Raw genomic sequence first — 20,930 nt, 5'->3', positions numbered from 1 at the left:
GTGTGTTGCTGTGCGCACCGCACGATGTCCGCTCGCACCGCCGCGTTCCTCCTCACCGCCCTCGCGCTCGCCGCGTGCGAGCCCGAAGACCCCGGCACACCGGTCGCCGCCGACGCGCTCTGCGGCGAGATCGCCGCGATCGTCTGCGGCTCCGACACCGCGTGTTTCCCCGGCTCGACGCCCGACGACTGCGTCGAGACCCAGGCCGCGCGGTGCGACGAGATCGTGCAGCCGCTGGTCGACGATCCGCGCCTCGCGTACGACCCGCTGCGCGCCGGCGCGTTCGTCGAGTCGCTGCGTGCGCAGGGCGACGCGTGCTGGGAGGCGCCGTTCGACTACGCGTCGTTCCTCGACGTGTTCGCGGGCACCGGCGCGCTCGGCGCGGACTGCACGCCCGCGCGCCTCGACGCGATCTCGCTGCGCGTCTCGTCGCTCTCGTGCGCCGATCGCGCCGCGTGCCGGCTCCACCTCCGCGCCGACGGCAGCACGGTCGGCGTGTGCGAGGCGCGCCGCGACGACGCGTGCTCGCACGCGCTCGACTGCGAGGCCGACGAGTTCTGCAGCCTGCCCGCGCGCTGGCAGCCCGGCGTGTGGGGCGAGTGCCGCCCGCTGCGCGCCGATGGATGGAGCTGCGCGAGCGACCTCGAGTGCGCGAGCCGCCACTGCGAGGGCACGTGCACGGCGCGTCCCGCGCTCGCGCGGCCGCTCGAGGTCCCGTACTCGGAGCTCGTGCTGGGGGCCGAGCCGATCGCGTACCTCCGCTTCGCCGAGAGCGGCGCACGCTTCACCGACTCGAGCGGGCACGGCCACGCGGGCGAGGTAATGGGGGGCGCGATGCGCGCGAGCCAGGGCGCGATCGAGGACGACACGAGCGGCGCGCTCCAGCTCGGCGGCGAGGGTCAGTTCGTGCGCGTCGCGGGGCTCGACGAGCTCGAGGACGCCGAGGGGCTCTCGCTCGAGTGCTGGTTCCGCCGCGACGACGTGACCGAATCGCGCCCGCTGCTCGATCTGTCCGACGCGATGGGCTTCGGGCCGCACGTGTGGAACCACGATCGCGGCGACAAGGTCTTCGCCAACTTCGTCGACGGCGCGGACGCGCAGCACCCGATCATGTCGGGCGAAGGCGCGATCACGGCGTCGACGTGGCACCACGTCGTCGCGACCTTCGACGGCGCGATGGGCCGCCTCTACCTCGACGGCGCTCGCGTCGGAGAGGTGATGCTCCCCGCGCCCGCCGAAGAGGGCGACCCCGTGCTGCACGTGACCGACACGCTCTACGTCGGGCACCGCGTCGCGATGGGCGAGCAGGCCGCGCGCTCGTTCGCCGGTGTCATCGACGAGGTCGCGGTGTACGACCACGCGCTCGACGAGCCCACGATCCGTCGCCACCACGACGCCGGTGTCGCGGGCGCGATCGAGAACGAGCTCCCGCTCTACACCTGGCTGGCGCCCTGATGCGCGGCGCGCTCGTGATCGCGATCGCGTCCGTGATCGCGTCGTCGTCGATCGCGCGCGCGCAGAGCGTGCGCTACCGGCGCCCGTTCGACGGCGGGCACCGCGTCAGCGCGTACTTCGATCACAACGGCGGCGGCGGGTGCACCGACTGGGCGTGCGGCGGCACTTGCTACAACGGTCACTCCGGCAACGACTACGCGATGCCGGTCGGCACGCCGGTGCTCGCCGCGGCCGCGGGCCGCGTGGTCGCGACGTTCAACGGCTGCGCGAACTACGGCTCGTTCGGCAACACGTGCGGCGGTCGCTGCGGCAACTACGTCTCGATCGCGCACGACGACGGATCGCGCTCGACGTACTGCCACATGCAGCTCGGCTCGATCCGCGTCGGCGTCGGCCAGCACGTCGGCTGCGGTCAGGTGCTCGGCGGCTCGGCGTCGAGCGGGAGCAGCACCGGGCCGCACCTGCACTTCGGCCATCGCTCGCCGGGCGCCGGCGGCGCGAGCGATCCCTACGCGGGCGGATGCAGCCGCGCGAACACGCTGTGGACCGATCAGGGCGGCTATCGCGGGCTGCCCGGCACCGGATGCCAGGGCGGCGGATGCGTGCCGAGCGGCGAGTGGTGCAACGGCCGCGACGACGACTGCGACGGACGCAGCGACGAAGCGCTCTCGCGCGGCTGCGGCACCGACGTCGGCGAGTGCGTCGCGGGATGGCAGGCGTGCGAGGGCGGCGGCTGGGGCGCGTGCCACGGCTCGGTCGGACCGCGCGGCGAGGAGTGCGACGGTCGCGATCAGGACTGCGACGGCGCGACCGACGAAGCGCTCGTGCGCAGCTGCGGCACCGACGTCGGCGAGTGCGTCGCGGGCACCGAGACCTGTCGCGCGGCGAGCTGGAGCGCGTGCGAGGGCGCGATCGATCCGGTGCCCGAGCGCTGCGACACGCTCGACAACGACTGCGACGGCACGAACGACGACGAGCGCATCTGCGAGCGCGAGGAGGTCGCGTGGAGCGGGCCGCTGCACGCGCCGACGAGCGACAGCGACGCGAGCGGCGACGGGCGCGCCGACGCGTGCGCGCGCACCTCGAGCGGCTTCGCGTGCCTCGCGAGCGGCGCAGGGCAGGGCTTCACCGTGCGCCTCACCGGCACCGCGCTCGGCGATGCCGACTTCTGGACCGCGTCCGCGATCCGCATGGGCGATCTCGACGGCGACGGTCGCGCGGACGTGTGCGCGCGCGAGGGTGATCGGCTCGTGTGCTGGCGCTCGAGCGGCGTCGGGTTCGTCGATCGCATCGACGGGCCGAGCGTGGCGGGCGCGACCGCGATCGAGCTCGCCGACGTCGACGGAGACGCGCTGCTCGACGCGTGCGTGCGCGACGCGCGCGGCCTCGCGTGCCATCGCGGCGACGGATACCGCTTCGAGAGCGTGGTGGTGCTGCCCGCGCTCGCCGACGCGGCGGGGTTCGCCGACGTCATCCACCACGGATCGATCCGCTTCGGCGACGTCGACGGTGACGGCCGCGCCGACGTCTGCGCGCGCGACGCCGCGGGCGTCGACTGCTGGCTCGGCGAGGGCGATCGATTCGGCGAGCGCGTGCGCGGTCCGCGCTGGAGCGACGAAGGCGGATGGGCGCTGCTCTCGCGCTGGAGCACGCTGCGCCTCGCCGACGTCGACGGCGACGGCCGCGACGATCTCTGCGCGCGCGGGCCTTCGGGCTTCCGCTGCGCGCTCGCGGGCACGCACGGCTTCGAGCGCGAGGTGCTCGGCCCCGCGATGGACGGCGCGGCGTACGAGCGCGCCGACGTCTACGCGACGCTGCGCCTCGGCGACGTCGACGGCGACGGTCGCGCCGACGTCTGCGTGCGCGAGCCCGAAGGCGTGCGGTGCTGGCTCTTCGGCGGTCGTGGCTTCGATCGCGCGATCGTCGGTCCCGCGCTGAGCGACGCCGCGGGGTGGACCGCGCCCGAGCGCCACCGCTCGATCCGCCTCGCCGACGTCGACGGCGACGGCCGCGCGGATCTCTGCGCACGCCACGCCGACGGATTGCGCTGCTCGCTCTCGAACGGGCACGGCTTCGACCACACGTGGATCGCGCCCGACTGGTCCGACGAGAGCACGCCGAGCGACGTCACGATCCGCGTCGCGGGCGGGCGCCGCGTGGGCGTGGGCCACGATGCGCTGCGCGGCACGTTCGGCTGCGCGGCGTCGCCGATCGGGCGCGCGCCGATCGCGGCGCTGGTGCTTCTCGCCATGATCGGGCTCCTGCGTAGACGAATCGTCTGAGAAGCGCGCTCCGGACAGCCGAATCGTCCATGCGCGCGCCTCGCGAGGTGCGCATGTCCGGATCGTGCTCGAGGAGCTCGTCGCACGCTGGGGCTACGTCGCGATCGCGATCGGCGCGGTCCTCGAAGGCGAGACCGCCGTGATCGTGGGCGCGGCGCTCGCGCACCACGGCATGCTCGACGCGCGCGCCGTCGCGATCACCGCGTTCGCCGGCAGCTTCGCGGGGGACCAGGCCTGGTACTGGCTCGGGCGGCGATCGGGCGCGCGCCTGATCGCGTCGCGCCCGCGCTGGGCCGACCGCGCATCGCGCGCGCAGGCGCGCATGCGCCGGTGCGGCGACGCGTACGTCGTCGCGTTCCGGTTCCTCTACGGCCTGCGCGTGGTCTCGCCGGTGCTGCTCGGCGCGGCGGAATTCCCCGCGCGTCGCTTCGTGCCGCTCAACGCGATCGGCGCCGCGCTCTGGTCGGTCGCGATCACCGCGCTCGGCTGGTCGCTCGGCAGCGCGATCCAGGCGCTCCTCGGTCGCCTCGCGCGCATCGAGGAGCTGATCGCCGTGGCGGCGGTGGTCGCCCTCGTGATCGCCGTGGCGACGCGCATCGTGCGGCGGCGACGCGCCGCATCGCCCGCGCGCGACGTCGACGGCGCGACGCCCGCGGAGTGACGTTCGACGTGCTCACGACGGGCGCATGGATCCCGGGATGATGGGTGACGAAACGAAAACCCCCGGCAAGCGGCCCGCGCGCGGTCCGCTCCTCGCCGCGGCCGCGACGCTCGGCGTGTTCGTCCCGTTCCTGATCCCGGTGGGCGTGCTCGTCGTCGCGGCGAACGATCGTCGCGAGATGAGCCGCGGCACGCGCGCGCCCGAGCCGCCGTTCTTCCATCGGTTCGCGATCGGCCTCTCGGCGCTCGCGCTCGTCGCGCAGGTCGCCGCGCTGGTGCTCGTGATCGACGCGGCGTCGAGCTTCACGCGGCACGAGGAGCAGAGCGGCGCGGTCGGGATCGTGGGCGATCCTTGCGTCGTCGCCGAGGCGTGCTGCGCGGCGGTGCACGGGCAGGGCGCCGCGCAGTGCCAGCCGCTCGCGAGCCGCGCCGGGCAGATCCAGGGCACGCCGAACGAGACGGCGAGCGCCGAGGATCGGGCGTACTGCGAGGAAGTGTTCTACGAGCTGCGCGGCGCGCTCGTCTCGGCCGAGCGCGTCGTCCCCGGCGCGTGCGAGTTCGTGGAGCCCGGCGCGGCGAAGTGATCATCCGCTCGCGGGCGCGTCGCGGAACGGCCCGATGCTCCCGCGCGCTCGCTCGATGCGCTCCACCAGCGCGCGCGCTTCGTGGCGATCGCGACAGCGCATCGTCCAGGTGTCGCGCGTCAGCGTCGCGGCGTCGCGGATCTCGACGTGGACCTCGTCGTACGCCGCGCGCACCGCGACGACGCTGGTCCATGCGATCACGCTGCCCGCCGCGCGGAGGCCCGCGGGCACGACCTCGAACACGACCTCGCGCGGCCCGCCGCGCAGCGCCCACGCGAGCACCACGAGCGCGACGAGCACGAGCGTCGCGCTCGCGATCGGCGCGTCGTGCCCGAACGTCGTGACCATCAGCGAGCCGACCTCCTCGACGAAGTTCCCGTGCAGCGCCTCGACGCGCAGGAAGCTCGGCGGGAGGTGCGGCTTGCCGAAGAACGGACGCAGCAGCCACGAGAGCTCCGCGCCGACCGCGAGCTGCACCACGAGCCAGCTCACGAGCACGCGCCGCGCGGCGTCCTCGTCGTCGACGAGCCGCGTGAGCAGCCCGCGGAGCCGCAGCACGCCCGCGCTGCCCGCGCACGCGACGACCGCGACGTGGAAGAGCAGCAGCGCGCGCGCGACCGCCATCGACGGCGCGACGCGCGGATCGTCGATCGCGAGGCCGCTCGCGATGGGATCGGGCGGCGGCGCGATCGCGACCACGAGCATCGAGATCGGCGCGAGCGCGCCCAGCAGCGCGGCGCTCACCGCGAGCGAGATCAGGATGCAGATCGCGGTCTGCCGCAGCGTGAGCTTCGAGCGCAGCACCGTCGCGAGGAGCGCGCTCGTGCCGATCGTGCAGAGCGCGATCGCCGCGAGGAGCAGCGGCAGCTTGAGCGCGACGTAGAGCGCCATCTCGGGCGCGCGCCACATGCCGAACGCCGCGCCGTACGCGCCCGCGCCGATCGCGATCGTGATCGCGCACGACGTCGCGAGCCCGCGCAGATCGTCGCCGCGGCGCACCCGCGCGACGAGCGCGTCGTCGAGGCGGCAGAGCGCCTCGAGCCGCGACAGCACGCTCACGACCCCGAGACCCAGTGCGCGAGGAAGAAGAGACGATCGTGGAAGAGCTGCCCGTCGTACGGACCGACGAGCGGGCGCAGCGTCGTGGTCATCTGCAGCACGACGAGCACGAAGAGGAAGCCCCACGTGCCGATGCCGCGCACCGGGCGCTGGTTCATCGCCGCGAGCACCCGGCGCAGCAGCCCGATCGCGAACGTGCTGCTGATCCCGAGGAACATCAGGTGCAGCGCGCCCATGAAGATCGGCGACGACGTCGCCTGCGAGAACACCCACGCGACCGGCGCGAACCCGACGAGCAGCACGCCCATCAGCGCGATCGCCATGAGCAGCGCGCCCCACGTCTCGCGCGCGCTCTGCTCCGCGCCCGAGAGGCACGAGAAGATGTGCAGGCTCGGGAAGCAGATCAGCGCGCAGAAGAAGATGCCGAGGCTCAGCTTCAGCGGCACGAGCAGCAGCTGCCAGCCTCCGCCGAACACCGCCATCACGAGCCCGGTGATCGCCATCGTCGCGACGATCACCGCCGCGAGCTTGAACGACGCGCCGCGTCCTTCGCGCACGTCGTGGAGCACGCTCGCCGGCGCTTTGAGCAGCGCCTCGACGATCGCGAACGGGCCGTGCCCCGCGATCGGGGTCGCGTCGCCGCGCAGCGTCTCGATCGACGCGGCCGGTGGGCGCGGCGCGACGACGGGCGGGTTGGTGACGGGCGGCGGCGTCGCCTCCCAAGCAGTCATCGCATGCGGATCGTGATCGGGGCTCGTCGGGTGGGGCGTCTCGGGGTGCACGTCGGACCTCCTGGTGTCGGCTTCGAGATCTCCGTACGCACGACGTTCCACGTCTCGTTCCGCGATCGGGCGAATGGTCGTCGGAAGCCATCGAATCTCCTCCGTTCCGCCACGAATCGTCGGCGCGACTTGCTCCAGTCGTGAGATCCCCAATCGTTGCCGCCATGAACGAACATCCTCTCTACGGTCGACCGGTCGGTGAGCACGCAGGGCGCTTCGGCGCCGGTGGCTGGCTCTGGTACGTCGGCGGCATCCTCGTCGCCGCCGGTGTGATGAACACTGGTCAGGGCGCGCTCGCGTTGTTCTCCGGCGCGCCCGACGCCTTCACGAAGATCGCCACGGGCCTCGTCGCGGGCGCGATCGGCGCCGCGATCGTGCTCGCCGCCGCGATGAAGTGGCGGCAGCAGGTCGTCGTGTACGAGCGCGGGCTCGTGCACACGAAGCTGCTCGGCCGGCAGGAGGTCGCGTTTTCCGACGTCTCGCGCGTGGAGCTCGTCCGCGAGCACTCACGGATGGGCACCGACGAGACGATCCACATCGCGCTGCGCGACGGCCGCGAGGTCTCGATCGGCAGCGTCACGAACATCGAGCAGCTCGCCGGGATGATCCGGCACGCGCCCTGAACCGCTTCGGAGAGAGACAGTCCGATGACCTACCTCATCCCCCTCGTCGCGATCGTCGTCGTCGTCGCGTTCATGTTCATGCAGCGCCAACGCCTCGCGCAGGCGGGCCAGACCTACGCGCCGTTCGAGCTGAGCAAGCTCGCCCCGCGTCTGGGCCTCTCGATCGTCAACGGCGATCCCAGCGCGAACATCATGCTCGCGCCGCACAACACGGTCGGGACGCGCATCTCCGACGACAAGCCGTACGAGTGGAACGTGCGCCTGCAGGGCTCGCCGCGCGGGCGTCCCGTCGACTTCCTCTACTACCACCGCCGCGAGCGCCAGACCGGCTTCGTCGAGATCAAGTACACGTACTACGACGACGCGTTCATCGCGGTGCAGCTGCGCCCCGGCGCGCCCGAGTTCGAGCTCGTCTCGAACCAGAGCAGCCTCGGCCCGATCGCGCGGCGCCACCCGTGGCCGATGCAGCGCTCGGGCGATCCGAACGTCGATCGCGAGTTCACGCTCGCCGCGAACGATCCGAGCGTCGGCGCGAAGATCGCGCCGTTCCTCTCGCGCTTCGATCCCGCGCTGCGCGCGTACGGCATCCACCTCGAGTCGCACGGCGGATGGCTGCGCTTCCGCGCGGACGGCAAGCACACGAGCGGCAACTTCTACTTCATCGAGCAGATCATCCCGGCGCTCGAGCAGATCGCCGATCGCCTCGAGCAGCCGTGATCGCCTCGGCGGGCGTGCGCTACGGATTCCGTAGCGCATGCCCGTGATACGTTCTCCACGTGGGTGAATTCGACGACCTCGACGAAGAGAAGACGCTGGTCGAGGAGAGCCGCGACACGCTCAAGGATCTGATCCCCGACGCGCCGCCGGTCGCACCGCTCGAGGTCGTGTTCGACCGCGAGATGCACCAAGCGGGCGTGATCTCGGCCGACGTGCCCTACCGCGCGCTCGAGATCTGGACGCAGAACCGCGTGTACATGGTCGACTCCACGATGACGTGCTGCGAGGTCCGCGACCGCCACACCGGCGTCGAGGACAAGAAGCACTCGGTGCTCGGCGCGCGTCTCGTCGGTGGACAGCGCAAGTACGGCAAGACGCTGCACGTCGCGCGGCCGTTCCCGGTGCCGGGCACCGAGGCGGTGTTCGAGCGCGACGGCAAGCGCACGCCCGCGGGCGTGACGTCGAAGGTCGAGCGCGTCGTGCTCCACATCCGCGTGACCAGCGTCGTGATGGAGCAGCAGGGCGCGTGGGACGACGTGACGAGCGCGTTCCTGCACCCGAGCTTCGGCCACCGCGGCTCGCGCTGACGGGATCTGCGCAGCACCGCCCGGGCGTGTGCACGGGGTTGCACGCGCGGCCGCGAGATCGCGCGCAAACGGCGCGGCACGCTGGATGAAGAGCGCGCGGCCTCGTGGAGGTCGCGATGAACAGGACGATGATCGTGGGATGGCTCGCGCTCGTGCTCGCGGGCTGCGGTGACGACGGTGCGGGCGCGCCGCAGCTCGACGGCGGTGCGATGCAACCGAGCGACGCCGGCGCGGCGAACGAGGCCGCGCAATTCGTCGCCGCCATCGCTGCTGAAGCATGCGAGTCCGCGCACGCGTGCCTCGAGACCGAGGTCTCGTTCGAGCAGCGGCTCGGGAGCGACACGCGCTGCCGCGCGCACGTCGCGGCGTCGATCGCGCACGTCGCGCGCGCGGTGGACGACGGCCGCGCGCGCTTCGATCGAGCGCGCGTCGCCGCGTGCCTCGCCGCGATCGACGCCGCGGTGTGTGAGCTCGCCACCCCCGTCGCGTGGGAAGCGTGGCCAGCGGAGTGTCGCGCCGTGATCGCGGGCACGATCGCGCCGAACGCCGCATGCGACGCGAGCGTCGAGTGCGACACCGGCGCGTGCGTGTGCGGCACGTGCGAGGCGTACGTCGCGCGCGGCGGCGCGTGCGAGGACGGGCCGTGCGCGCCCGGGCTGCAGTGCGCGAGCGAGAGCCTCACCTGCGAGCCGGTCGCGGCGGCCCTGCGTCGCGGCGATGCATGCGAGGACTTCCACGCGTGCAGCGGTCTCCTGCGCTGCGTCGATGGCGTGTGTCGCGATGGTCGCGAGCGCAGGACGCAAGCGCGCGGAGAGCCGTGTGACGCCGAGAACCTGCTCTGCGGGCTCGGCCTCGAGTGTGACTTCGACCACGGCAGCGTCTGCGTGGGCCCGCTCGAGGCCGGCGCCGCGTGCGACGACATGCTCGAGATCAGCCTCTGCCCCGAGGGCACCGTCTGTCACGGCATCGCTGGCGAGGCGCGCTGCTCGCCGCCGCTCGCGCGCGGCGAGGAGTGCATCGGAGCGGGCCGCGCCGACCCGTGCGACGTGGGGCTCTGGTGCTCGTACTCGACCGGACGATGCGAGCCGGTGCGCGCGCTCGGCGAGCGCTGCGAGCTCGGCGAGGACTGCCACTCGGGCGTGTGCGAGGACCAGGTCTGCGCGCTCGGCGAGGACGCGTTCTGCTCGTGAGCTAGGTTTGTGCGCGTGTCGTTCCTCCTGCTCGACGGTCCGGTCGGGACCGAGCTCGCGCGCCGGGGCGTCGCGACGCCTGCGCCGATGTGGAGCGCGAGCGCGATCGACGCCGCGCCCGACGTGCTCGCCGCGGTGCATCACGATTACGCGCAGGCGGGCGCGACGGTCCACACCGCCGCGACGTTCCGGACCACGCCTCGCGCCTCGGGCGCGGCGTGGGAGCGCCTCGCGCGTCGCGCCGTCGACATCGCGCGCGCATCGATCGATCCCGCGCATCGCGTCGCGGGATCGATCGCGCCGCTCGAGGACTGCTATCGCCCCGATCGCAGCCCCTCCGATCCGCGCCCCGAGCACCGCATGCTCGCGCGTGCGCTCGCGAGCGCCGGCGTCGATCTCCTGCTCTGCGAGACGTTCCCGCACGTCGCCGAGGCGCTGGTCGCCGTCGAAGAGGCGGTCGCGACGGGCGTGCCCACCTGGCTCGCGCTCACTGCCGGGCCCGACGCGGATCTGCTCACGCCCGCGCAGATCGCGGAGGGCGCTCGCGAGGCGGTGCGTCGCGGCGCGCGCGCGGTGCTCGTCGACTGCGTGCCCGCCGATCGCACGCTCCCGTACGTCGAAGCGATCGCGCGGCTCGATCTCGGCGTCCCGCTCGGCGCCTACGCGAACGCGGGACGCGAGGCGGACGGAATTGGTTGGAGGTCCAACGATCCCGAGCGCGGCGCGCAGCGCTACCTCGCGCACGCGCGACGCTGGATCGAGGCGGGCGCGACGATCGTCGGCGGGTGCTGCGGCACGAGCGTCGCGCACGTCGCGGCGCTCAGGGCGGAGCGCGATCGATGACCGAGCGCCCGATGCGCAGCCGCCGCATCCCGCGGTGCACGACGTGCGGCCTGCCCGACGCGCTCTGCTTCTGCGCGGAGCTCCCGCCGCCGCTCGAGGTCGCCACGCGCGTCGTCCTCGTCGTGCACCGCAAGGAGGTCCTCAAGCCGACCAACACCGGTCGTCTCGCGGTGCGTCTCCTCGAGGGCGCGTCGCTCGTCGTGCGCGGTGATCGCGACGCCGAGCGCGCGCCGCTCGCGCTCGAAGGACGTCGCCGCGTCCTCTTCCCCGCGCCCGAGGCGCGCGTGCTCGACGCGTCGGATCGCGGCTGCACGCTGATCGTGCCGGACGGCAGCTGGGCCCAGGCGCGCAAGGTCCTGCGTCGTGATCCGCTCGCCGAGGGCGCGGAGCCCGTCGTGCTCCCGCCGAGCGACGCGAGCCGCTACGGCCTGCGCCGCAATCCGCGCGAAGGAGGTCTCTGCACGATCGAGGCGATCGCCCGCGCACTCGGCGTCGTCGAGTCACCGCAGATCGAGGCGCGCCTGCTCGAGGTGCTCGACACCTTCGTCGCGCGTCACCGCGACGTGCGTCGTCCGCCCGCGCCCCGTCGCTAGGTCAGAGCAGCGTCCCACGCAGCAGCCACTGCGCGACGTTGAAGTAGACGACGAGCCCCGCGAGGTCGACGAGCGTCGCGACGAACGGCGCCGAAGCGCTCGCGGGATCGGCGCGCAGCAGACGGATCACGAAGGGCAACATCGAGCCCGCGATGGTCCCGCACACGACGACGCCGAGCAGGCTGATCCCGACCGTCATCCCGATGCGCAGCCAGTGCTCGCCGTACGTCCCGAAGAGCGCCTCTCCGAGCGCCACGCGCGCGACGCCGATCACCGCGAGGATCCCGCCGAGCGCGATCCCCGCGAGCAGCTCGCGATGCGCGATGCGCCACCAGTCGCGCATGCCGACCTCGCCGAGCGCCATCGCGCGGATGATCAGCGTGCTCGCCTGCGATCCCGAATTGCCGCCGCTCGAGATGATCAGCGGCACGAAGAGCGCGAGCACGACCGCGCTCGCGATCTCCTCCTCGTACGCGCCCATCGCGGTCGTCGTGAGCGTCTCGCCCAGGAAGAGCAGCGCGAGCCATCCCGCGCGCTTCTTCACCAGCGCGGGCAGGCTCGTCTGCATGTAGCGCTGCTCGAGCGCTTCCTGGCCACCGATCTTCTGGATGTCCTCGGTCGCCTCCTGCTGCACGACGTCGACGATGTCGTCGACCGTGATGATGCCCTTCATCCGGCCTTCGTCGTCGACGACCGGCACCGCGCTCAGATCGTGCTCCGCGATGATCCGCGCGACCTCTTCCTGATCCATCGACTCGTGCACCGTCACGACGTCGCGCGTCATCACCGACTCGATCGTCGCGTTCTCGCGCGCCGCGAACACGTCGCGGAAGGAGAGCACACCGAGCAGCCGCTGCTCTCCGTCGAGCACGTACGCGTAGTGCAGCGTCTCGAGCGCGTGCTCCTTCGAGCGCGCCTGCCTGCGCAGGTAGAAGAGCGCCTGATCGATCGTCGAGTCGGGGCGCAGCCGCGCGAAGCGCGGGCTCATGAGACCACCGGCCTCGTCCTCTTCGTACGCGAGCAGCGCGCTCACCTCGTTGCGCGTCGCCTCGTCGAGCAGCGAGAGCAGCTCGTCGCGCAGCGGATCGCCCTCGAGGTACTGCGCGAGATCGGCGACGTCGTCGGGCGCGAGCAAGCGCGCCCACAAGCGCCGCTCGCCGGGCCGCACCGCGCGGAAGAGCTCCGCCTGATCGTCGGTCTGCAGCGAGAGGAAGAAGTCGTCCTGCTCGTCGCGCGACATCGCGCGGAAGCCCTCGGCGCGCTCCTCCGGCGTCAACAAGGCCCATGCGTCGAGCAGGTCCAGCGCGGTCGTGCTCTCGGACATCCGTCCGGGTACGTAGTCCCCGCACCCACGCTGCATTCCCGCGGCTTTGGTCGGGAATCTCTTGACGCGATGCGTCACGAGAACCTACCGAAACCACCTGGCAGCACCCACCCGATCAGGTGCATCCTCGGGCGCCTCCGACCCGGGGGGTCTCGGACGTACGTGCTCGGCGATTGAATGCGATCGCACGCATCGCAGTCACTCGGCCGCGCACTGCGCGAGGGGCGCCTCGTTCCGGACGGAGAGCTTCGCAGACCGACCGGAGACCCGATGAACCAACGCAGCTCTTCTCAACCGCGCCTCGCTCGCTCGCTCGGGATCGTCATCGCGCTGGTCGCGGTGCCCGCGAGCCTTCCTCTCTTCGGATGCGACACGGGAGTGTTCGCGGCGAACACGACGATCGGCGTGATGCGCCGCGCGTCGCCGGGCGTGCAGCGCATGCGCGACCCCGAGATCCTCGAGATCGCGTTCCCCGCGTCGATCCAGCAGATGGAGGGCCTGCTCGAGATCAAGCCCGACGACAACGTGCTCCGCGCGATGCTCGGCCGGAGCTACGCGAGCTTCGGGTACGGGTTCATCGAGGACGACTACGAGGTCGCGCAGCTCAGCGACGACGCGACGGAAGAGCAGATCGAGCACCTCCGCGAGCGCGCGTCGCAGGCGTACCTGCGCGGTCGCGAGGTCGCGATCGGCGGGCTCGACATGGCGCGCCCCGAGGGCGGCGGTCTGCTCGCAGTGCAGAGCCAGGGCCTCGAGGCGTTCACCGCGCACGTCAACCGCTTCGACAGCCGCGAGAACCACGCGCCGCTGCTCTTCTGGGCCGCGTACAACTGGGTGCGCTGGATCAGCCTGCACCGCGACGACATGGGCGCGATCGCGGATCTCGCGTACGTGACGGCGCTCGCCGAGCGCGCGTACGAGCTCGACCAGACGTACATGGACTACGGCCCGATCGCGCTGCGCGCCGGCCTCATGGCGGCGGCGCCCCCGCAGCTCGGTGGTCGCCCGCAGGACGCGCGCGTCGAGCTCGAGCGCGCGATCGAGCTCACCGAGCGCAAGAACCTGCTCTACCTCGTGACGATGGCGCAGCTCGTCGCGATCCCGCTCCAGGATCGCGCGCTCTTCGAGTCGATGTTGAACGAAGTGGTCGCGTTCGACGTCGACTCGTTCCCCGACCAGCGAATCCCGAACCTGCTCGCGCAGCGCCGCGCCCGTCGTCTGCTCGCGCAGATCGACGACCTCGTGCCCCCGCCGATCGAAGATGAGGGCGAAGCGGAGGGCGAGGCTTCGGAGCCGAGCGCGTCCGTCGACGGCGCTGCGTCTCCTTCTTCCACCTGAGGAGCCGGACGAACCATGAAGATCCATCAGAAGCTCGCGCTCATCCTGCTCGCGGCGTTCGCGCTCTTCGCGATCGACGCGAGCCCGATGAGCGCGCAAGAGGCCGAGGCCGCGGCGACGACGCGCACGATCTCGCTCGCCACGCTCGCGCCCCCGGGCTCGACCTGGATGCGCGTGTTCGACGCGTGGAACCGCGAGCTGCGGCGCCGCAGCGAGCGCGGCCTGCAGTTCCGCATCTACGGCGGCGGCGTGCAGGGCGACGAGGCCGAGGTCATCCGCAAGATCCGCTCGGGCCGCCTCGACGCGGCGTCGGTGACCGCGGTCGGTCTCGCGCAGATCCATCGTCCGGCGCTCGTGTTCCAGATGCCCGGCATCCTGCGCAACTACGAGCAGCTCGACCGCGCCCGCGAGGCGCTCGCGCCCGACATGGACGCGGGCTTCACCAGCGCGGGCTTCAAGATGCTGGGCTGGGCCGACGTCGGTCAGTCGCGCGTCTTCTCGACGGCGCCGGTGCGCGTGCCCGCGGACATGGCGACGCGTCATCCGTGGGTCTGGCGTGACGACCTCGTGCTCCCGACCTTCTACCAGGTCGTGCGCAGCAACCCGGTGCCGCTCCAGGTGCCGGAGGTGCTCGGTGCGATCCAGACGGGCCGCGTCGACACCGCGATCACGCCGCCGGTCCCGTGCGTCGCGCTGCAGTGGTGCTCGCGCCTCACGCACATGACCGACATGCCGATGACGATCGTCCTCGGCGGCACGGTCATCGGTGGACGCCAGTGGGCGGAGCTCACGCCGGATCAGCAGACGATCCTCAGCGAGACCGCGACGCAGTTCCACCAGCTCGCGCGCCGCAACCTGCGCCGCGACGAGCAGCAGGCGCTCACCGAGATCCGCTCGCGCGGCGCGACGGTCATCGAGGTGACGCAGGCGCAGCAGCAGGAGTGGCTCAACGCGGGCGCGCAGATCCGCACCCGCCTCGTGGGCCAGATCGCCGACCAGGCGCTCGTGGATCGCGTGGCCGCTTTCGGTCGCTGATCCGCAGCGCACCCACGAAGAACGCCGGACCTCGCACGAGCGAGGCCCGGCGTTTTCCTTTCAGGCGATCACACCGAGCTGACGCATCAGCGCGAGCTCGTCGGTCAGGCGCCAGTGCGCGACGATGCGCTCGCCGCGGAAGCGCTCGATCGTGATCTGCGAGACGCGGATCGCGCGTCCGGTGGCCGCGATGCCGAAGAAGTCGCCGCGATGTGTCCCGGTCATCGTGGTGCGCGCCACGACGGCGTCGTCCGACGCGACGAGATCGTCGATCGTGTAGCGCAGATCCGGGAACGCGACGCGCAGCGCGCGCACGACCTGCGCGACCCCCTCGCGATCACGCGGCTGATCGGGTGAGCCGGTCGAGTGGTTCACGTAGTCCTCGGCGAGCAGCTCGTGCACCAGCTCGGTGCGCCCCGCGTTGAAGAGCTCGTCGTAGTAGCGGCGGATGACGTCGGTCTTGGTCATGGACGCCAAGCTGCGAGCGAGCGCGCGCGAGGTCCAAGATCGTTTCGGGAGCGATCGATATCGATTCGATATCATTCCCGCCGATGGATATCCGTCGCCTCCATGCGTTCGTGGTGCTCGCCGAGGAGCTCCACTTCGGTCGCGCCGCGCGTCGCCTGCACGTCTCGCAGCCGCCGCTCAGCATCGCGATCCGCAAGCTCGAGGACGAGCTCGAGGTGCGGCTCTTCGAGCGCGACTCGCGGAACGTCGCGCTCACCGAGGCGGGTAAGGCGCTGCTCGGCCGTGCGCGGCACCTCGTCGCCGAGAGCGCACGCGCGACCGACGAAGCGAGGCGCGTCGCGCGCGGCGAAGCGGGCGTGCTCTCGGTCGCGTACACCCCGACCGCGACCTACGAGATCCTGCCGCGCGTCATCGCTGCGTTCCGGCGCGCGCATCCCGACATCGCGCTCGAGCTGCGTGAGATGCGCAGCCCCGATCAGGTCGCGGCGATCGACGAAGGGCGCGTCGAGCTCGGGATCGCGTGCCTGCCGCTCGAAGGTGATCTCGAGACGCGCGTGCTCGCGACCGAGTCGCTCGTCGCGGCGCTCCCGTCGCGGCATCGCCTCGCGAAGAAGACGCGCGTCGACGTGAGCGAGCTGAAGGGCGAGCCGTTCGTGATCGTGCGCCCCGACGTCGAGCCCGCGTGGGCCGGCGCGGTGGCGCGCGCGCTCGCGAAGCACGGCGTCGGCGGCGACGTCGTGCAGGAGACCGACACGAAGATCGCGATGCTCGGGCTCGTCGCCGCGGGCGTCGGCGTGTCGGTGGTGTCGAGCAGCATGCGTGTGCTCGAGCGACGCGGCGTGGTGATGCGGCCGGTCGCGGGCGTCGGCGTGCGGCTGCGGATCGGCGTGGTGTCGCGCCCTGATCGATCGGCGCGGGCGCAGGCGTTCCTCGACGCGTGCTGAGGCTCAGCGCGCGCGCAGCTCGCGCACCCCGCGGCCGAGCTTTCGTCGTAGCAGCGTCCGCAGCGTCACTCCGTCGCCGTACCCGACGGCGCGCGCGATCGCCTCGACGTCCTGCGAGGTCGTCTTGAGCAGGTGCACCGCGCGCTCGATGCGCAGGTCCTGCACGTAGCCGAGCGGCGTCCGGCCCAGCACCGTGCGAACCCGCCGCGAGAGCGTGCGCTCGCTCGTCCCCGCCGCGCGCGCCGCCGCGGCGAGCGAGAAGCGATCCGCGAGGCGACGTCGCGCCCACCCTTCGAAGCGCTCGACCAGCGGATCTTCGTGCGTGAGCTGATCGGGGATCACGAAGGGCGCCTGCGAGGGCCGCGCGTCGACCACCAGATGACGCGCGGCCTGCGCGGCGAGCGTCGGGCTCTTCCTGCGGATCCACCACAGCGCGAGGTCGACGTGCGCGAACGCGGCGCCCGCGGTCACGCGCCCGCGCGAGTCGACGACCATCTGCGACTCGTCGAGCTCCACGCGCGGAAAGAGCTCGCGGAAGAGCGGCGCCATCCACCACGTCGTGGTCGCGCGCTGCCCGTCGAGCAGCCCGCTGCGCGCGAGCACGAACGTGCCGGTGCACGCCGCGGACACGCGCGTCCCCTGCTCGCTCCACCGCCGGATCAGCGCGGCCGCATCCGCGACGTCGCGACGCTCGAGCCGCTCGCGCAGCGCATCGGGCACGGTGCATCCGAGCCCGGGCACGACCACCACGTCGGGCGCCGAGCGCGGCGGCGACGACACCGGGACGCGCAGGCCCTGATGCGTCGTCACGCGACGGCGCACCCCGACGATGCGCGCGTCGAAGCGCGGCCCGTCCGCGCCGCGCGCGCGCGACAGATCGGACGCGATGCTCAGCGTGTCGAGGAGCGACGCGAGCCCGACGTCGAAGGCTCCCTCCAGCGCGAGGACGGCGATCTGCATCTGGCGGGAACGATATCAACGTTGTCCATCTCGCCAATACCGAGATCGGCGCGGCGAAGCCAACGTGCTGGCCACACGCGACATGGCGCGTGCTCGTCCGGAGGTGATTCGATGGTGAAGCTCGGTCTGTGGGTGCGTCTCGAGGCGGCGGCGGGGAAGGCGGAGGAGCTCGAGGCGTTCGTGAAGGGCGCGCTCCCGCTCGCGCAGCAGGAGCCGGGCACGGTGGCGTGGTTCGCGGTGAAGCTCGGCCCGACGACGTTCGCGATCTTCGACGTGTTCGCGGACGAGCGCGGCCGCGAGGCCCACCTCGCGGGGCGGATCGCGGAGGCGCTGATGGCGCAGGCACCGCGCCTCCTCGCCGCGCCCCCGGTGATCGAGAAGCACGACGTGCTGGCCGCGAAGCTCGGCTGATACGAAACGCGCCTGCCCGCGCGCGTCAGCGGGCAGGCGCGTCCTGATACGGGGACATGAACGAACTGCAACTTCTGCGTTTCATCACGCTTCCCTGACCGAGGGGATCCCGGTAGATTCGCCCCGCCCTCGGGGCTGCCCACGGCCCGGAGTGCGCGTCCTACCTGCTCTGCGACCGAGAGGATCCCCCCCGCGATGGCCGGTGCCGCCCCTTCCGCGAAGCCCGCTCCGTTCCTCAAGCCGCTCGACCTCATCGATCGCGGCATCCTGCTCGCCGAGAGCTCGCTATCGGTCGTGATCGTCCTCGTGATGGTCACGCTCGGCGTCGCGAGCGCCATCGGTAGCATCTTCGGGATCCAGCACCCGATCCTCCGCGCCGCGGGCGACGTGCTGATGCACGGCACGGTGTGGGCCGCGTTCCTCGGCGCGAGCTTCGCGACGCGCGGGCGCAAGCACCTCGCGATCGACGCGCTCGGTCGACTGCTGCCCGATCGCGCGCGCCGCGTGGTCGTCGCGATCGCGAGCACGTTCGGTGCGGTCGTCGCGTTCGGCCTCGGGCTCGGCGTGTACGAGTCGCTCGTCGAGCAGGCCCACACGACCGACGAGCAGGTCCGCAGCTTCGCGTCGAGCGGCATCCTCGATGCGGCGGTCGACCGCAGCTACGAGTTCCAGTTCATGATCCCGGCGGGCTTCGCGCTCATCGCGATCCGCCTGCTGCTGCACGGCTTCCACGAGCTCCTCGCGGCGGCGAGCGGCAAGGTCGCGCCGAGCCAGCCGGTGCCGCCCGCGCCCGCGGCGGACGAGAGCGTCCCCCACGAAGAGCCCGACGGAACGCCGAGTGAAGCGGGCGATCCGCTGCGCGTGTCGCCGATCGCGCAGGCGGGCCCGATCGAGATCGGGATCGCGATCGCGATCCTCCTCGTCCCGATCGTGCTCTCGCTCGGCACCTCGACGTTCGTGCCCGTGCTCCTCGGATCGCTCGCGTCGGCCGCGATGCTCGGCATCCCGCTCGCGCTGCGGGTGCGCAAGACCGGCTCGGCGAAGGCGACCGCGCCGCTGCCCGAGGAGTACGCGACGATCGACGGTCCGGTGCCGCCGCTGGTCGCGGCCGCGGGCGTGCTCGCGACGCTCGCCCTGTCGTACTTCGGCATCCTCAACATCGAGAACGTCTCGATCACGATGGGTGTCGCGTTCTTCGCGGTGGTCGCGCTGATGGGCGCGCCGCTCTTCACGTTCCTCGGCGGCCTCGCGCTCTTCCTCTGGCTCCACGGCTCGGAGACCGTGCCGGTCACGCCGCTCGCGAACGCCGTCGAGGACGTGCTCGGCAACCACTTCGCGCGCATGAGCGTCCTGCCGACGATCCCGATCTTCACTGTCGCCGGCTACCTGATGAGCGAGAGCAAGACGCCGCAGCGCCTCGTGCGCGTGGCGCGCGCGCTCCTCGGCTCGCTGCCCGGCGGCCTCGCGGTGGTGTGCGTGCTCGCGAGCGCGGGCTTCACCGTGTTCAGCGGCGCGAGCGGCATCACGATCGTCGCGATCGGCGGCCTGCTCTTCCCCGCGCTGCTCAAGGACCGCTACCCCGAGAAGTTCTCGCTCGGTCTCGTGACGAGCGGCGGCGCGCTCGGCATCACGTTCTTCCCGTGCTTGCCGCTGCTCGTCTACGGCATCGTCGCGGGCCTGCAGGAGATGCCGCCGGGCGTCGAGCGCGTCCAGCTCAACAAGATGATCCTCGCGGGCATCCTCCCGGGCGTGCTCGTGCTGGTCCTGATGATGGCCTACTCGATGGTGGTCGGCGTCATCCGCAAGGTGCCGCGCTCGAGCTTCGACGCGAAGGAAGCGGGCGCCGCCCTCTGGGAGGCGAAGTGGGAGCTCGCGCTGCCGATCGTCGTGATCGTCGGCCTGGTCGCGGCGGGCCCGCTCGGCGCGGCGGCGTTCACCGCGTTCTACGTCTTCGTCATCGAGGTCTTCGTCTACAAGGACCTCTCGCTCGGCAAGGACATCCCGCGGATCATCCCGGACTCGATGGTGCTCGTCGGCGCCATCTTCGTGAAGCTCTGCGCGGCGACGGTCCTGACGTTCTACTTCGTGCAGGCGCAGACCGCGGACGCGCTCTTCGAGGCGCTGACGTGCGGTGAGCCGGCGCAGGCGTACCTCGCCGAGCACAGCGACGTGATGTTCCAGTGCCGCGAGGCGGTCGACGCGCTCGCGCGTCAGGGCCAGAGCGCGGGCGGTCTGATCGACTCGCCGCTCACGTTCCTGATCGCGCTGAACGTGTTCCTGCTGATCGTCGGCATGCTGATGGACATCTTCTCGGCGATCGTCGTGATCGTGCCGTTGATCATGGGCATCGCGATGCACTTCGGGATCAACCCGTACCACCTCGGCATCGTGTTCCTGATCAATCTCGAGATCGGCTACCTGATGCCGCCGATGGGCCTGAACCTGTTCATCGCGGGCTTCCGGTTCGGGCGTCCGGTGCCGGATCTCTATCCGGTCGTGCTGCCCTTCATCGGCGTGTTCGCGGCGGCGCTGATGATCACGACGTACGTGCCGTCGCTCTCGCTCGCGATGCTCGGCGAGGAAGCCGAGATGCACCCGGCGACGCCCGAGGTCGCGCCGACGACCGACGACGGCGGCGGCGGCGGCGAGCCTGCGGGCGGCGAAGCGCCGGCGGGCGGCGGAGAGGACTGCGAGGTCCCGCGCGAGGGCGAGTCGTTCGAAGATTTCGACGCGCGCTGCTCGGGCGCGGGCGCAGGCGGCGAGGGCGCGCCGGCCGAGCAGGCGGACTGCGATCTGCCGCGCGAGAACGAGTCGTTCGAGGAGTTCGAGGCGCGCTGCAACGCGGCGGAAGGCGCAGCCGCGCCGGCGGAAGGCGAGGGCGCGGCGCCGGCCGAAGGCGCGACCCCGCCCGACTGCGATCTCCCGCGGCCCGACGAGTCGTTCGAGGCGTTCCAGGCGCGCTGCGGCGCGATGTAGCCGCTCGACGACGACACCGACGAGAAGACCGCCGCATCGAGCCCAGCTCGGTGCGGCGGTCGTGTTTCGGCGTCATTCACCACGCGGATGACGCGAGCC

20 protein-coding genes are annotated in these 20,930 nt (G+C 72.1%); 15 read left to right on the top strand and 5 right to left on the bottom strand.

Translation table 11 applies throughout. The features are described 5' to 3' along the window. Nucleotides 1-24 precede the first annotated feature (24 nt). From DB32_RS34700 to DB32_RS34685, 4 genes are all read left to right on the top strand, one after another. Nucleotides 25-1,455: a LamG domain-containing protein gene (locus DB32_RS34700; RefSeq protein WP_157069740.1), complete on the top strand. Its 1,431-nt coding sequence runs from the start codon at nt 25-27 to the stop codon at nt 1,453-1,455. After that, complete coding sequence (locus DB32_RS34695; protein ID WP_053236955.1) at nt 1,455-3,737, top strand: FG-GAP-like repeat-containing protein; 2,283 nt, start codon at nt 1,455-1,457, stop codon at nt 3,735-3,737. The genes DB32_RS34700 and DB32_RS34695 overlap by 1 nt, the downstream gene beginning before the upstream one ends. Nucleotides 3,738-3,801: 64 nt before the next feature. Beyond that, nucleotides 3,802-4,398, top strand: coding sequence for a DedA family protein (locus DB32_RS34690; protein ID WP_053236954.1), 597 nt, complete (start codon nt 3,802-3,804; stop codon nt 4,396-4,398). A gap of 37 nt (nt 4,399-4,435) precedes the next feature. Then, on the top strand, nt 4,436-4,981 hold the full coding sequence (locus tag DB32_RS34685) for a hypothetical protein (protein ID WP_157069739.1): 546 nt from the start codon (nt 4,436-4,438) through the stop codon (nt 4,979-4,981). On the opposite strand, the gene DB32_RS34680 is transcribed toward DB32_RS34685, so the two are convergent. Together DB32_RS34680 and DB32_RS34675 are read right to left on the bottom strand one after the other, a co-directional pair. Further along, the gene (locus DB32_RS34680; RefSeq protein WP_053236952.1) at nt 4,982-6,040 is read right to left on the bottom strand and encodes a hypothetical protein; all 1,059 of its coding nucleotides are present in this window, start codon (nt 6,038-6,040) and stop codon (nt 4,982-4,984) included. Further along, entirely contained in the window at nt 6,037-6,771 is a 735-nt protein-coding gene (locus DB32_RS34675) for a hypothetical protein (RefSeq protein ID WP_157069738.1), read from the bottom strand. Before DB32_RS34675 ends, DB32_RS34680 begins: the two co-directional genes overlap by 4 nt. A gap of 215 nt (nt 6,772-6,986) precedes the next feature. Between DB32_RS34675 and DB32_RS34670 the strand changes: the two genes are divergently transcribed. The 6 genes from DB32_RS34670 to DB32_RS34645 all read left to right on the top strand — a co-directional run bounded on the left by DB32_RS34670 (nt 6,987) and on the right by DB32_RS34645 (nt 11,375). Further along, nucleotides 6,987-7,445, top strand: a complete 459-nt coding sequence (locus tag DB32_RS34670) for a hypothetical protein (protein WP_053236950.1) — start codon at nt 6,987-6,989, stop codon at nt 7,443-7,445. Between the two features lie 24 nt (nt 7,446-7,469). Continuing rightward, entirely contained in the window at nt 7,470-8,162 is a 693-nt protein-coding gene (locus tag DB32_RS34665) for a hypothetical protein (RefSeq protein WP_053236949.1), read from the top strand. Between the two features lie 59 nt (nt 8,163-8,221). Next, nucleotides 8,222-8,749: a hypothetical protein gene (locus DB32_RS34660; protein WP_053236948.1), complete on the top strand. Its 528-nt coding sequence runs from the start codon at nt 8,222-8,224 to the stop codon at nt 8,747-8,749. A gap of 116 nt (nt 8,750-8,865) precedes the next feature. Continuing rightward, nucleotides 8,866-9,939 carry a hypothetical protein gene (locus DB32_RS34655; protein ID WP_157069737.1) on the top strand — a complete coding sequence of 358 codons (1,074 nt, stop codon included), beginning with the start codon at nt 8,866-8,868 and terminating at the stop codon, nt 9,937-9,939. A gap of 15 nt (nt 9,940-9,954) precedes the next feature. Next, the gene (locus tag DB32_RS34650; protein ID WP_240481284.1) at nt 9,955-10,782 is read left to right on the top strand and encodes a homocysteine S-methyltransferase family protein; all 828 of its coding nucleotides are present in this window, start codon (nt 9,955-9,957) and stop codon (nt 10,780-10,782) included. After that, nucleotides 10,779-11,375: a tRNA-uridine aminocarboxypropyltransferase gene (locus tag DB32_RS34645; protein WP_157069736.1), complete on the top strand. Its 597-nt coding sequence runs from the start codon at nt 10,779-10,781 to the stop codon at nt 11,373-11,375. The genes DB32_RS34650 and DB32_RS34645 overlap by 4 nt, the downstream gene beginning before the upstream one ends. 1 nt (nt 11,376) lies before the next feature. Here DB32_RS34645 and mgtE read toward each other — a convergent pair whose 3' ends face one another. Continuing rightward, nucleotides 11,377-12,699 (bottom strand): magnesium transporter, encoded by a 1,323-nt coding sequence (mgtE, locus tag DB32_RS34640; protein WP_053236944.1) that lies wholly within the window; start codon nt 12,697-12,699, stop codon nt 11,377-11,379. Between the two features lie 270 nt (nt 12,700-12,969). Between mgtE and DB32_RS34635 the strand changes: the two genes are divergently transcribed. Both DB32_RS34635 and dctP read left to right on the top strand, forming a co-directional pair. Continuing rightward, entirely contained in the window at nt 12,970-14,037 is a 1,068-nt protein-coding gene (locus DB32_RS34635; protein ID WP_169791656.1) for a TRAP transporter TatT component family protein, read from the top strand. A 15-nt stretch (nt 14,038-14,052) separates the two neighbouring features. After that, nucleotides 14,053-15,072 (top strand): TRAP transporter substrate-binding protein DctP, encoded by a 1,020-nt coding sequence (dctP, locus tag DB32_RS34630; protein WP_053236942.1) that lies wholly within the window; start codon nt 14,053-14,055, stop codon nt 15,070-15,072. Nucleotides 15,073-15,132: 60 nt separating this feature from the next. Here the strand turns inward: dctP and DB32_RS34625 are convergent, their stop codons facing one another. Further along, the gene (locus DB32_RS34625; RefSeq protein ID WP_053236941.1) at nt 15,133-15,540 is read right to left on the bottom strand and encodes an ester cyclase; all 408 of its coding nucleotides are present in this window, start codon (nt 15,538-15,540) and stop codon (nt 15,133-15,135) included. 83 nt (nt 15,541-15,623) lie between these two features. Between DB32_RS34625 and DB32_RS34620 the strand changes: the two genes are divergently transcribed. Next, nucleotides 15,624-16,484, top strand: coding sequence for a LysR family transcriptional regulator (locus DB32_RS34620; protein ID WP_053236940.1), 861 nt, complete (start codon nt 15,624-15,626; stop codon nt 16,482-16,484). Between the two features lie 3 nt (nt 16,485-16,487). Here DB32_RS34620 and DB32_RS34615 read toward each other — a convergent pair whose 3' ends face one another. Beyond that, nucleotides 16,488-17,444, bottom strand: coding sequence for a GlxA family transcriptional regulator (locus tag DB32_RS34615; protein WP_053236939.1), 957 nt, complete (start codon nt 17,442-17,444; stop codon nt 16,488-16,490). Nucleotides 17,445-17,555: 111 nt separating this feature from the next. Between DB32_RS34615 and DB32_RS34610 the strand changes: the two genes are divergently transcribed. Together DB32_RS34610 and DB32_RS34605 are read left to right on the top strand one after the other, a co-directional pair. Beyond that, entirely contained in the window at nt 17,556-17,855 is a 300-nt protein-coding gene (locus DB32_RS34610) for a putative quinol monooxygenase (protein ID WP_053236938.1), read from the top strand. Nucleotides 17,856-18,050: 195 nt separating this feature from the next. After that, complete coding sequence (locus DB32_RS34605) at nt 18,051-20,831, top strand: TRAP transporter large permease (RefSeq protein ID WP_053236937.1); 2,781 nt, start codon at nt 18,051-18,053, stop codon at nt 20,829-20,831. The last annotated feature ends 99 nt before the right edge of the window (nt 20,832-20,930 follow it).

Origin of the sequence: Sandaracinus amylolyticus (assembly GCF_000737325.1) — a bacterium.
Taxonomy (GTDB): domain Bacteria; phylum Myxococcota_A; class Polyangia; order Polyangiales; family Sandaracinaceae; genus Sandaracinus; species Sandaracinus amylolyticus.
Note: the sequence above shows the minus strand (reverse complement) of the source record. Positions and strands in the feature narration are given on the sequence as shown.